This is a genomic window from Streptomyces sp. NPDC005775, assembly GCF_042871565.1.
Taxonomy (GTDB): domain Bacteria; phylum Actinomycetota; class Actinomycetes; order Streptomycetales; family Streptomycetaceae; genus Streptomyces.
Map to the genome: position 1 here is coordinate 255,141 of NZ_JBIAIU010000006.1, position 11,965 is coordinate 267,105.

Below are 11,965 nucleotides of genomic sequence, written 5' to 3' on the forward strand. Positions count from 1 at the left end.
CCGAGTACCCGGAGCGGGGGAAGACCCGGTGCCCTTTGCGGCCGCGGGCGGCTCCCCGCGCGTCCTGATCCTGGCGGTCGTTCACTTCCGGGCGGGGCCGATGCCCGACGTCGAGGACCGGGCGGAGGCCCCGGAGCGCCGCGAGGGCAGCGTCCGTTGCCCCCGCGGGCCCGTGGCGGCGGGCGTCCGGGAGAGGCGCCGCCTCAGATGAGGCCGTGCCGCATGGCGTAACCCACCGCATGGGCCCGGTTGCGCAGGTCCAGCCGTGTCGCGACCTCGTGCAGCACGTTCTTGACGGTCCGTTCGGAGTACGACGTCTTCTGCGCGATCTCCGCGGTGCCGTAGCCCTCCGACACCAGTCTGATCATCTCCGCCTCCCGCGCCGTGAGCGTGGAGAGCGAGAGTCCGCGCGGGTCGAGCACGGTGCGGTGGAGGCTGCTGACGTGGTCGAGGAGCCTTCCCAGGAGGTCGCCGGGCAGCACCCCTTCCCCCTTCGCGATCGCCGTGACCAGGTGGACGAGACGGTCCTGGTCGGCCTCCCCGCGCCGCAGTACGGCGGCGACCCCGTATTCGATCAGGGTCTGGAGGGCCCCCGGTTCGAAGAAGCCGACGACGAGCCCGGTGCGGGTGGAGGTGTTGCGCTGGAGACGGTGCAGGAGCTGGACGGTGGCCTCGTTCACCATGTCCACCACGACCAGGGAGACTTGGGCGCGGTCGGCCTCCTCCTCCGGTATCAGCTCTATCTCGGGCCGCATGCGCAACTGGTGCGCCATGCCGGTCTGCAGGATCAGGTCCTCCGCGTACACCGCCACGGAGACCCTGCCCCCCGGGGGCGCCGTCGGAGTCCCCTGTGCGCGTTGCTCCGGCACGGTCGGTCCACGGCTGCGGCCGCCCTCCGCCCCTGTCGTCATGAATTCCGTCGTGGTCATGGTCATGTGCTCGTCTTCCTCAGCTACTTCCGCAGGTTCCCCGATGGGTGGTGGCGCCGGTCCTCGGTACGTCAGACGTCGCGCGGGCTCGTTCCGTGGCCTCACAGGGGGACCTGGCCCGGGCGCGGGGGACGACGAAACGGTGCGGGTGTTCCCCCAGGGCACCGGCCCTGCCCGCACGTTGCCCTCTCGCCTCTGCTGCCGGGGCCGGGGCGCGGCCTAACGTCGCATCGTGACCACATCTGCCGAATTCGACATACCCACGGTGACGGTGTCGCCAGGCGCCGAAGCGACGACCACGCTGACTGTGCGCAACGACGGCGACATCGTCGAGGCGTACACCCTCGAAGTGGTCGGCGACTGTGCGGCATGGACCACGGTGGAACCGGAGCGGGTCTCCCTCTACCCCGGCACCTCCGAGACCGTGACGGTGCGACTCGCGCCGCCCCGGTCCCACGAGGTCAAGGCGGGCGAAGTCCCGCTGGGCGTACGTGTCCTGCCGGCGGAGCACCCCGAGTCGGTGGCCGTCCCCGAGGCGACCGTCGTCGTCGAGCCGTTCCGTGAACTCCGGGCAGCACTGGAGCCGGGCCGGCGCAGGGGCTGGCTGGGCGCCCGGTTCCGGGCCTCGGCGCAGAACCGGGGGAACACCCCCGTCGACGTCGTCTTCACCGGAAAGCAGGAGGGGGAGGAACTCCGCCTCGCCTTCACACCGGAACGCCGGAGCCTGAAGCCGGGTGAGTCCGCCGAGGTGGGCCTGCGCGTACGGGCCCGGAAGCTGATCTGGTTCGGCGCTCCGGCCACCTGGCCCTTCGAGGTCAGGGCCCTGGACAGCGAAGGGGCGGACACCGAGGGCGAACAGCCCGGCCGCCCGGAGCCGCTGCCCGGCGAGTTCGCACAACTTCCGCTGCTGCCGAAGTGGCTGCTGATCGTCCTGGCGGCACTGCTCGCCCTGCTGGTGGCGTGGTTCGCTCTCGTACGGCCGACCATCCGCAGCACCGCGAAGGAGGCGGGGGCCAAGGCGGCGCAGGAGGAGAACCGGGAGCGGCCGCAGGGCGGCGCGGCAACCGGGGGCGGCACCGGCGGCGATCCGACCGGCGGTCAGGGCCAGGAGCAGGGGACGGGCACCGCGACGGGCGAGGGCGCGACCGGTGGTGCGGCGACCGGCGGTTCCGGCTCGACGGGCGGCACCGGCGGAATGAACGGCCAGCAGAGCTCCGAGACCATCGACGTGCAGACGGGTGCCGGAGCGAAGAAGGACGGGACGTATCAGGTCCCGGCAGGGAAGGTCTTCGGCGTCACCGACATCGTCGTGGCGAACTTCCAGGGGGACGAGGGGGTGTTGACCATCTCCTTCGGAGAGCGCAAGATCACCACCATTGCTCTGGAGACGTTCCGCAACCAGGACTATCACTGGGTCACCCCCATTCGGATCCAGGAGAATGCCAAGGTCACCGCTTCCGTGACCTGTTCCAAACCGGGCACTCCGGCGACCGGGACGCAGGCCTCCGAGTGCCACCAAGTACTCAATGTCAGTGGTGTGCTGAGCGATATCGCACCGTAGGAACGATAGCCTCGGATTCCTGTCCGCCCGTTCCGTGAGTGTGAACAAACAGCGTCCCTGCCAGCGGAAACCCGCACCCGGACGTTCATCGGAGTGTGGCTCTTCACACACCGCCGGGGACCGGGAACCAAAGCGCCGGAGCGTTTCCGCTCGGTGAATACCGGTCTTTCGCGGGTGATTCCCGGTCTTTCGTCGACGGGGCGGTCCGCTCGGACAGTGAATGACCTTGCTCACAGGAGCAGATCGAAATATTTCGGGCTCGAACCGGCCGTGATTATCCGGCCGGTTCGAGCCAGTGGCCCGGTACTTTCTGGCTGAAACTAATCCCTCTGGCGTACCGGCGGGCAACTGCCCGGGTTCCGGGGAGGCATGCCCTCCCGGGCCCGCCGGGCCCTACCTGCCAGTCCGTCAGGACGGTTGCCACCGGCGGGAGGGGCCCGCCGGGCGCCCGGGGTGCCCGGGAAGGCAGTCGCCCTGCCCCGTGGCGAGGACTTTGAGACCTACTGCCCGGATACGCCCCGGGCAAGACTGAACACGCGAACGACTGACCACCCGAAGGAGCGAGCATGCCGTCGTACCTCACCCCAGGTGTATACGTGGAGGAGGTGCAGTCCGGAGCACGGCCCATCGAGGGAGTCGGCACCGCGGTCGCAGCCTTCGTCGGGTTCGCGGAGACTGGCCCCTTCCACCGGCCGACGCTGGTGACGAGCTGGGACCAGTACGTATCGGCCTTCGGCACCTTCACCCCCGACACGTACCTGACGCTCGCCGTGCACGGCTACTTCAGCAACGGTGGCGGCGCGGCGTACATCGTGCGCATCGGCGGCCCGGCCGAGGACGCGCCGCAGGGCCCCGCGCCCGCCGCGGCCCCGCCCGTCGCCATCGGCGGCTTCCTGGTCTCCGCCCGGCCGGGCGCCGGCGAGGGCCTCTCCATCGAAGTCGCCGACCCCGAGGGCGAGAACCCTCCGGAGGACCGCTTCCGGCTGCTGGTGCGTCAGGGCGGCAAGGTGGTGGAGACGTACGACACCTCCGTACGCAAGAACGTCAAGGGCTACCTGGTCACCCAGGCCCGCCAGTCCAAGCTCATCGAGGTCACCGAGCAGCCCGGCGCGGCGCAGACCCGCCCCGAGAAGCAGAGCCTCACCCTGTCGCCCGCCGCCCCCGGCGCCGGCACCACCGCCCCGACCGGCCCGACCGAGTACGTGGGCGACGCGTCGGCCCGCACCGGCATCGCGGCCCTCGAGGCCATCGACGAGATCACCATGGTCGCCGTCCCGGACCTGATGAGCTCCCACCGTCGCGGTGACATCGACGACGAGGGCGTCAGGGCCGTGCAGCTGGCCGTGATCGCGCACTGCGAGCAGATGGGCGACCGCGTCGCCGTCCTGGACACCCCGCCCGGGATGAACGCCCAGCGCGTGCGCACCTGGCGCAACGACGACGCCGGATACGACTCGCGCTACGCGACCGTGTACTACCCCTGGCTCAAGGTCCTCGACCCGGCCACCGGTCAGCAGACCCTCATCCCGCCGAGCGGCCACGTCGCCGGCGTCTGGGCACGCAGCGACGGCGAGCGCGGCGTGCACAAGGCGCCCGCCAACGAGGTCATCCGCGGTGCGCTGGACCTGGAACTCCGCCTCAGCCGGGGCGAGCAGGACCTGCTGAACCCGATCGGCGTCAACTGTGTCCGCGCCTTCCCCGGCCGCGGCATCCGCATCTGGGGCGCGCGGACCCTCTCGTCCGACCCGGCCTGGCGCTACCTCAACGTACGCCGCCTCTTCAACTACCTGGAGGAGTCCATCCTCCTGGGCACCCAGTGGGTGGTCTTCGAGCCGAACGACGACCGCCTGTGGTCGAGCATCCGGCGCAACGTCACCGCCTTCCTCACCGAGGAATGGCGCCGGGGCGCGCTCTTCGGACGGACGGCGGAAGAGGCCTTCTACGTCAAGTGCGACCGCGACAACAACCCGCCGGAGTCCATCGACCTCGGCCAGGTCGTGTGCGAGATCGGCGTCTCCCCGGTGAAGCCCGCGGAGTTCGTCATCTTCCGCCTGTCGCAGTTCTCCGACAGCACCAGCCTCGTCGACGAGTGACCCGTCCTCGTCGAGGAGCGTCCCAGCAGGCAAACGAACAGAACAGGTGACACACAGTCATGGCAGAGGGCGATGCTCTTTCCACCCACGTCTTCGGCGTGCAGCTCGGCGGCTACCTCGTGGAGTCGATCCAGGAGATCAGCGGTCTGACCGTCGAGGAAGAAGTCGTCGAGGTCCGTCAGGTGACCGCCGAGGGCAAGCAGATCATCCGCAAGCAGCCCGGCGCGCGCCAGGCCGGTGAGGTGACGATCACCCGCGGGCTCGACAAGAGCAGCGAGTTCACCAAGTGGATCAAGGAGACGCTGAACAACGGCGCCGTCGACACCGCACGCCAGAACCTCACCATCGAGATCAAGGACTCGAAGGGTGAGACCGTCCGCCGCATCCAGCTGATGCAGGGCTGGGCCAGCAAGTGGGAAGGCCCCTCGCTGAAGGCCGGCGAGTCCAGCGCGGCGACGGAGACGGTCACCATCACCTTTGAGGAGATCGTGGTCGAATGAGGCGCAGGACCGTTTCCGGCGGCGGCCTCGACGAGGTTCTCGACACCCTCGCCGCCGCCGCGCCCGCCCCGCGGGAGGAGGCCCCGACGCCTCCGCCCGCACGGGAGCGGGACCGTCAGGACCTGCGTACGGAGTTCGAGTTCGAGCTCCCGCGCGGTTACGTCGACGACGAGGGCCAGGTCCACCGGAGCGGGTCGATGCGGCTCGCCACGGCACGGGACGAGCTGCGCCCGCAGATCGACCTGCGCGTCAAGGAGAACCCCGCGTACCTGAGCGTGGTGCTGCTCAGCCAGGTGATCACCCGGCTCGGCACCATCACCGACGTGCACGCCGGTGTCGTCGAGCGGATGTACGCCACAGACGTGGCGTTCCTCCAGGACTTCTACCGCCGCATCAACAGCGAGGGCCACACCCACGCCGCGGTGACATGCCCCCTGTGCCACGGGTCGTTCGAGGTGGACCTCTCGGGTGAACGCCTGGGGGAATAGTGACGTACGCGCCTTCCCGGCTGCGGGAGGAGCTCGCGTACATCGCCTACCACTTCCACTGGCAGCGTGAGGACATCCTCGACCTCACCCACGGTGAGCGGCAGGAGTGGGTGAGGGAGATAGCGCGGATCAACACCCGCGTCAACGAGAGCGGGTGAGGGCGTGGAGTTCAGGGACTGGCTCGGCAGGGGCCGCCGGCAGCAGGCCGGCACACCCGGCTCCGCACCCGTGGAGGGCGGAACCGGCGACGGTACGGTACCTGCGCCCGGACCGGAGTCCGTCCAGCGGGCGGACTCCGGGGCCACCCCGGGAGCCGTCGCTCCCGCGCGTCCGGACGCGGACTGGGACGGTGGCTGGCGGCGGGTCGCGCCACCGGCCGTGACGGTCGCCCGGTCCTCGATCGGGGTGAGCGACGGACTGCGCTTCCGGTCCCGGCTCGCCTCGTGGCAGAACGTCGCGTACGGAGGCGAGCTCGGCCACGCGGTCCTGCCCTCCGCACCCGTGGGCCTCATCCACGGCGTGGCGCGGCCGGGCGTCGCCCGTCCCATGGCGGCCGGTTCGCCCCTTCTCCTGCGCGCCGCCGGGGCACCGGGCCAGGAGGAGCCGGGGCCCGTCCAGCCCTCGTCGTCCGCCGGGCCCGGCCGCGCGCCCGCCACCGTTCAGCGGTCGGCCGGCGGCTCGCAGGCCCGGAGCGGCGCCGGGCGTGGGCCGGTGGCCCGGCAGCCCGGTTCCGGCGACGCGGCCGTCCGCCCGGACACGCCCGCGGCCGGGCCTCGGCCGCCCGCCGCCCGTACGACCGCGGACGCCGGGCCCGCCGCGGCTGCGGCGCCGCAGGCCCGGCCCGCGCCGGTCCGCCCCCGGCGCACCGCGCCGCCCCTGATCGTCGCTCGCCGGCCGGTGACTCCGCTGCGGAACCTCGCCGCTGTCGTGCCGGCCGCAACGCCTGCGGCGGCCACGCGGGTCGGGCCGTCGGCCGCGCCCGGCCGGGCGGAGTCCGGCCGAGTGGACGCCGGCCGTGCGGACACCGGTCCTGCGGACACCGGTCGTGCGGAGCCCGGGGAACGTCCGGCCGCCGTCACGCCGGAGCGTCCCGCGAGCCCGACCGCCGCGCCCCCCATACGTCCCGCTCTGGGCAGGCCCCTGCGCGAACTGCCCTCAGGGGCCGCTCTCTTCAGCCCGTCCGGCCGGGACGGGGGCGCTCCCTCCGGGCCGGCCGCGCCGCAGGACCCCGCACTGCCCGTGGTGCAGCGACAGACGGAACAGGGGCCGGTGGCCCAAAGCCACGGCCACGGCCCGGAACAGGCCCCGGGGCGCGGTCCGGCGGCACGGCAGCAGAGCCGGCAGCCGTCGGAACGGCACACGACGGGGCAGCAGGCGGCGGAGCGACAGCGCCCGACGCCCGGTCCGGGCCCGACCCCCGTGCAGCCCGCACCGGCGCCGACGCCCGCACCCGCCCCGGCACCCGCACCTTCTGCGCACCGGCCGACCACCCCCGCCCCCGGCGGCGGCCCGGGCTCGCAGGCCCGTACCCGGGGCGGCCTCGGCGCGCCCCTCTCCTCGCTCCCGCCGACCGCGGGCACCACGCACGACGCCCCGCTCCTGGGCGACCCCCGTCGGACGCGGCCCGGAACCACGGGCCCGCTGCCGGGCGGCCCGTCCGCGGGGCAGCCGTCGACGTCCGCGCCCGCCTCTCCGGCCTCCCCGTCCGCGCCCTCCGGCATGCCGCTGCGCTCCGCGGCGGCCGAACGGCCCGGCGCCGGGGGCACGTCCGCCTCCACGCATCCCGCAGCCGTCCAACGCGCCGCCGACACCGGCCGCCCGTCCACGAGCACGGTTGCCGCTCCCTCTCCCGCCCCGGCCACCCCGCCCGCCCCGGTACGCGTCCGACGGGCCGCCCCGCGCGGGCTTCACGGACAGCCGATCGCGCCGGTCACGGGAGCAACGGCGACCGGCCCTGCGCCGATGACGGTCCAGCGATCGCGCGGCCTGCTCGCGGGACGGACGCTGGCCGTACGCACCGGGGCGGCCGAAGGCTTCTCCGCGCCGGTGTCGACCACCACCGCACGGCCCGTCGTGGCGGCGACCTGGCGACGGGACGTCCGCCCGCCGGACGCCGGTGACGCGCGGCCGGGGGAGCGGCAGGGCGCCCAGCGCACCCCGGCCCACCCCTCCGCCACGCAGGACCCGGCGCGCCGGGCCCCGGTCGCCGCGCCGAAGGCGGGACGGCGAGCAGGGCGGAAAGCGGCGTCGGGAGCAGCGCCGGAAGGACAGCCGGACGTACGGCCGCTTGCAGGACCGCAGCGACAGGTGTCCGACGCCACCGTCCAACGGTCCGTGACGCCCGGTTCCGTCACGCCCGGTCCTGCTCCGGCCGGCCCTCCTCCGCCCGGCCTCTCGCAGACCAACACGGTGTCCCAGGGCGCCCGGGCCGCCCGGACGCCGTCCCGGCCGCCCTCCGCCCGCTCCTTCGCACGGCTGGTCCAGCGTTCGGCGCGCGCCGCAGCGCCCTCCGCGCCGCACCCCTCCGCACCGCCCGCGGCCGGCAACGCCCCGTCCGGCCACGCACCGGCCGCGCACCTCACCGCCCCCGCGCACACCACCGCCCCCACGACTCGCACAGCTCCCCCCACTCGCCCAGGCCCCGCGGCTCCCACCACCCGGACCCCCGAACTGCCGCACCGCGCGACGGGGACGGGGGCAGGGTCCGCAACGGAATCCGCCCCGCCCGTCCCGGTGGTGCGCCCGCACCCGCCCGGATCCCCCCGGCCCGGGGGTGTCGCCGTGCCCGTGCAGCGCCTGTCGATGCCGGTGGTGCCCGAGACCGGCGCACCCGCCGCCGGACCGGTGCCCGAGAGCGGCGCCCCCTCCGGCGTACCGCAGCCCCTCACCGTGCGCGCGTCACGCCCCGCCCCGGCGCGCCTCGGCGGCTCCGGTAGCCCCACGCCCAGGACCCCCGCCCCCGCCACCCGCGATCAGGCGCTCCAGCGTGCCGTGGAAGAGGCGGGACTCTCCGGGGTCCCCGTCCGTGTGGTCCAGCCGAAGTCCGCCAAGTCCGGGAAAGCCGCCAAGTCCGGCAAGGCGGCCCCGTCCGCCTCGGCACCCGCCCCCACCGCAGCGGACGCCGCCGGTGCTTCGCGGGCGAACGAGGTCAGCGGCCTGGACATCGAGGAGCTGGCCCGTCGGCTGCTCGACCCGGTCAGCAGGCTGATCCGGGCGGACCTGCGCAGAGGACGGGAACGCTCCGGACGGCCGTACGACGGCCGCCGCTGAACCCCGCACCCCGCCCGCCCCGCCGCCCACGGACAGCAGAGAAGAAGAGAAGTACATGACGGACAACATCTTCGCGACGAGCGTGTTCTTCAAACTCGCCATCGGTGGCAGCGACTTGGGTCAGTTCCACACCTGCTCGGGTCTGGGTGCCGAGGTGGAGCTGGAGCAGTACGCCGAGGGCGGCAACAACGGCTTCACCTGGCAGCTGCCCGGGCGGATCACCTGGACCAACATCACGCTGACCCGCCCCGTCACCGCCGACACCCTGAAGATCGCGCGATGGCTGAACGAGACGACGCAGCGGGTGGAACGCAAGGACGGCGAGATCGTGGCGCTCCGCCCGGACCTCAGCCGGATCATCAGCTGGCAGATCCAGGGCATCGTGCCGGTCCGCTGGCAGGGGCCCTCCTTCGATCCGTCCAGCTCCGAGGCGGCGATCGAGACGCTGGAGATCGCGCACGAGGGCCTGGTGCCGTCCTGATGGCCTGCCCGCACACCGGAGCCCGTATCCGAGCCCAAGCCCGTATCCGAGCCCAAGCCCGTACCCGAGCCCATGACAGGGACGACGCGCAGGAAGGAGGGACACCATGGCAGCGACCGCCCGCACGAGCCGTGCCCGTGCCCAGTTGACCATCATGGAACCGCCGGCCGACGTCGGCGCCAAACCGTCCGGCACCCTCGCCCGGCTCACCCTGCAGTTCAACCCGGCGACGCTCTCCCTGAGCAAGAGCACCGAGTGGCGGCGTACCCCCTCCCGGACGGCCGGCGAGTCCGCGCTGCCCGAATTCGTCGGCAGCGGGCCCCGTTCGCTGTCCCTCGACGTCTTCCTCGACGCCACCGCCACCCACGACAACTCGGTGGAGAAGGCCGTGGAGCAGCTGATGACCGCCTGCGTGCCCACTCCGAGCAGCCTGGGCCGCAAGAAGCCGTCGAGCCCCTGGGTGCGCTTCGACTGGGGGACGTCGAAGACGACGTCGTTCGACGGGGTGCTCTCCAGCCTTTCCGTGTCGTACACGCTGTTCGACGTCGACGGGAAGCCGCTGCGCGCCACCTGCTCCCTCTCGATCGAGGAGGCGAGCGTCGACCCGGCCGGCCAGAACCCCACGTCCGGATCGCGGGAGGCACGCCGTACGCACCGGGTCGTCGCCGGGGACAGCCTGCCGCTGCTCGCCTGGCGCGAATACGGTGACGCCACGGCATGGCGCACCATCGCCGAGGCCAACGACATCGACGACCCCATGTACCTGGCCCCGGGCACGGAACTCCTCGTGCCCGCACTGGAAGACGCCTCGGAGGCCGCCCGGTGACCGCGCCCGCCCGTTCCTTCGCCGCCGACCCGATCGTCGAGGCGCCCGCCGAGCTCCCCCGGGCCTGGGCGTCCCAGCTGGTGAGCTGCGCGGTCGACGAGAACGTCGGCCTGCCCGACACCGCCGTGCTGACCTACCGCGACCCGTACCACACGCTGCTCACCGCGACCGGGATCACCATCGGCACCCCGCTGAAGATCTCCGTGGTCACCGTCCAGGAACAGGCCAAGGAACGGCTGTTCACCGGGGAGGTCACCGCGCTCGAACTCGACAGCGACACCACCGGCTCCTTCACCGTCGTGCGGGCCTTCTCCAAGGCCCACCGGCTCCAGCGCGGGCGGAAGGTGGTGGCCTTCCGCAACATGAAGGCCGCCGACATCGTCCGCAAGGTCGCCGCCGGGGCCGGGCTCACCTGCGGGAAGGTCGAGGCGGCCCCCGTCATGTACAAGCAGCTCACCCAGCCCAACATCTCGGACTGGGACTTCCTCCAGTACCTCGCGGGCGAGAGCGGCGCACACGTACGGGTGGACGAGAAGGGCCTGCTGCAGTTCGTGAAGCCGAAGCCCGCCGCCTCGGCGCCCGCCCCCACGACCTCCGCCACCAAGCATCCGATGGTGCTGGAGTACGGGCGCAACCTGCTGGCCCTGCGCGCGGTGCTGACCGGCGCGGACGGGGCGGACAGCGTCGAGGTGCGCGGCTGGGACGTGGACACCAAGACCCGGCTGGTGGCGCGCGAACAGTCCATCCGCAGCACCACCGTGGTCCCCGGGATGAGCCCGTCCGCCGCGGCAGGGGCGTTCGGCCCGAACGCCCGGATGACGGTCGCCGACACCCCGTACCGGACCCAGGCCGAAGCCGGCGCGGTCGCCGGCGCGGTCGCCGCGCAGGTCAGTTCCGGCTTCGGGGAGATCGAGGCGGTCGCCGAGGGCAACCCCCGGCTGCGGGCCGGCGAGCCGGTCGCCCTCGGCAACGTCGGACCGGCGTTCGCCGGGCGCTACACGGCGACGGCGGCCCACCACGTCCTCGACCCGGTCGGCGGCTACCGCACGACCGTGCTGGTCAGCACCTCCCCCGACCGTTCGCTCTCCGGGCTCACCGGCGGCGGCGCGTCGCCGCACGGCCCCCGCATCCCGGGCCTCGCGATCGGCGTGGTCACCGACATCCGTGAGGGCCGGGGCAAGGGCGAACGCGGGTCGGTCCGGCTGAAGTTCCCCTGGCTCGACGACACGTACGTGTCCGACTGGGTCCGTACGGTGCAGTGGGGCGGCCAGGGCGGGGGCGGGGTGTTCAGCCCCGAGGTCAACGACGAGGTGCTGGTCGGCTTCGAACAGGGCCTGCTGGACAGTCCGTACGTGCTGGGCGGCCTCTACAACGGCGTCGACAAGCCGTCGCCCCACGACGTGCCGCTCGTCGACCCGACCAGCGGCAAGGTCAACCGCCGTTCCCTCGTGTCCCGTTCGGGCAACCGGATCGAACTGCTCGACGCCCCGCGCGGCCCGTCCGGGGTGCGCCTGGCCACCGGCGACAAGCAGCTGGAGGTCACCCTGGACGAGCGGAAGGGCGAGATCGCGCTGAAGGTGTTCGCCCGGGGCACCTCCCGGGTGCTCAGCTCCCTCTCGCTGGGCCGGTCGGGGATCACCCTCGACGCCGGTACGGGGAACGTGGACGTGAAGGGGGCCTCGGTGACCATCAACGGCAAGACCGGGGTCACCGTCGACGGCGGACTGCTCGCCGTCCTCAAGGCCAGGCTCATCCGGATCAACTGACACCCGCGCCCGCTCCGGCGTCACCCCGAAGCCCTGATCAAGCAAGGAGAA

General features: G+C 73.0%; 10 protein-coding genes. 9 read left to right on the top strand and 1 reads right to left on the bottom strand.

The features are described 5' to 3' along the window. Nucleotides 1-203: 203 nt before the first annotated feature. On the bottom strand, nucleotides 204-935 hold the full coding sequence (locus ACFYPA_RS16780) for a LuxR C-terminal-related transcriptional regulator (RefSeq protein ID WP_359078079.1): 732 nt from the start codon (nucleotides 933-935) through the stop codon (nucleotides 204-206). 250 nt (nucleotides 936-1,185) lie between these two features. Here ACFYPA_RS16780 and ACFYPA_RS16785 point away from each other — a divergent pair, with 250 nt between their 5' ends. The 9 genes from ACFYPA_RS16785 (at nucleotide 1,186) to ACFYPA_RS16825 (ending at nucleotide 11,914) form a co-directional block, all read left to right on the top strand. Next, nucleotides 1,186-2,490 (top strand): hydrolytic protein, encoded by a 1,305-nt coding sequence (locus ACFYPA_RS16785; protein WP_359316431.1) that lies wholly within the window; start codon nucleotides 1,186-1,188, stop codon nucleotides 2,488-2,490. Between the two features lie 566 nt (nucleotides 2,491-3,056). Continuing rightward, nucleotides 3,057-4,583 (top strand): phage tail sheath family protein, encoded by a 1,527-nt coding sequence (locus ACFYPA_RS16790; RefSeq protein ID WP_359078081.1) that lies wholly within the window; start codon nucleotides 3,057-3,059, stop codon nucleotides 4,581-4,583. Nucleotides 4,584-4,642: 59 nt separating this feature from the next. Then, on the top strand, nucleotides 4,643-5,083 hold the full coding sequence (locus ACFYPA_RS16795) for a phage tail protein (protein ID WP_124720830.1): 441 nt from the start codon (nucleotides 4,643-4,645) through the stop codon (nucleotides 5,081-5,083). Then, nucleotides 5,080-5,571 (top strand): hypothetical protein, encoded by a 492-nt coding sequence (locus ACFYPA_RS16800; RefSeq protein ID WP_359078083.1) that lies wholly within the window; start codon nucleotides 5,080-5,082, stop codon nucleotides 5,569-5,571. Before ACFYPA_RS16795 ends, ACFYPA_RS16800 begins: the two co-directional genes overlap by 4 nt. Then, complete coding sequence (locus ACFYPA_RS16805; RefSeq protein ID WP_167535327.1) at nucleotides 5,571-5,729, top strand: DUF6760 family protein; 159 nt, start codon at nucleotides 5,571-5,573, stop codon at nucleotides 5,727-5,729. Before ACFYPA_RS16800 ends, ACFYPA_RS16805 begins: the two co-directional genes overlap by 1 nt. A gap of 4 nt (nucleotides 5,730-5,733) precedes the next feature. Then, nucleotides 5,734-8,841, top strand: coding sequence for a hypothetical protein (locus ACFYPA_RS16810; RefSeq protein WP_389132455.1), 3,108 nt, complete (start codon nucleotides 5,734-5,736; stop codon nucleotides 8,839-8,841). A gap of 55 nt (nucleotides 8,842-8,896) precedes the next feature. Then, nucleotides 8,897-9,322 (top strand): phage tail protein, encoded by a 426-nt coding sequence (locus ACFYPA_RS16815; RefSeq protein ID WP_359078086.1) that lies wholly within the window; start codon nucleotides 8,897-8,899, stop codon nucleotides 9,320-9,322. 106 nt (nucleotides 9,323-9,428) lie between these two features. Next, nucleotides 9,429-10,148, top strand: a complete 720-nt coding sequence (locus ACFYPA_RS16820) for a LysM peptidoglycan-binding domain-containing protein (RefSeq protein ID WP_359078087.1) — start codon at nucleotides 9,429-9,431, stop codon at nucleotides 10,146-10,148. Continuing rightward, a complete protein-coding gene (locus ACFYPA_RS16825; protein ID WP_359313968.1) occupies nucleotides 10,145-11,914 on the top strand; it encodes a VgrG-related protein in 1,770 nt (589 codons plus the stop codon). The genes ACFYPA_RS16820 and ACFYPA_RS16825 overlap by 4 nt, the downstream gene beginning before the upstream one ends. Nucleotides 11,915-11,965: the final 51 nt, after the last annotated feature.

What these genes read in the sequence shown, in the direction of transcription:
- ACFYPA_RS16780 (WP_359078079.1), bottom strand. Translation starts at nt 935, where the DNA reads ATGACCATGACCACGACGGAATTCATGACGACAGGGGCGGAGGGCGGC.
- ACFYPA_RS16790 (WP_359078081.1), top strand. Translation starts at nt 3,057, where the DNA reads ATGCCGTCGTACCTCACCCCAGGTGTATACGTGGAGGAGGTGCAGTCC.
- ACFYPA_RS16795 (WP_124720830.1), top strand. Translation starts at nt 4,643, where the DNA reads ATGGCAGAGGGCGATGCTCTTTCCACCCACGTCTTCGGCGTGCAGCTC.
- ACFYPA_RS16800 (WP_359078083.1), top strand. Translation starts at nt 5,080, where the DNA reads ATGAGGCGCAGGACCGTTTCCGGCGGCGGCCTCGACGAGGTTCTCGAC.
- ACFYPA_RS16815 (WP_359078086.1), top strand. Translation starts at nt 8,897, where the DNA reads ATGACGGACAACATCTTCGCGACGAGCGTGTTCTTCAAACTCGCCATC.
- ACFYPA_RS16820 (WP_359078087.1), top strand. Translation starts at nt 9,429, where the DNA reads ATGGCAGCGACCGCCCGCACGAGCCGTGCCCGTGCCCAGTTGACCATC.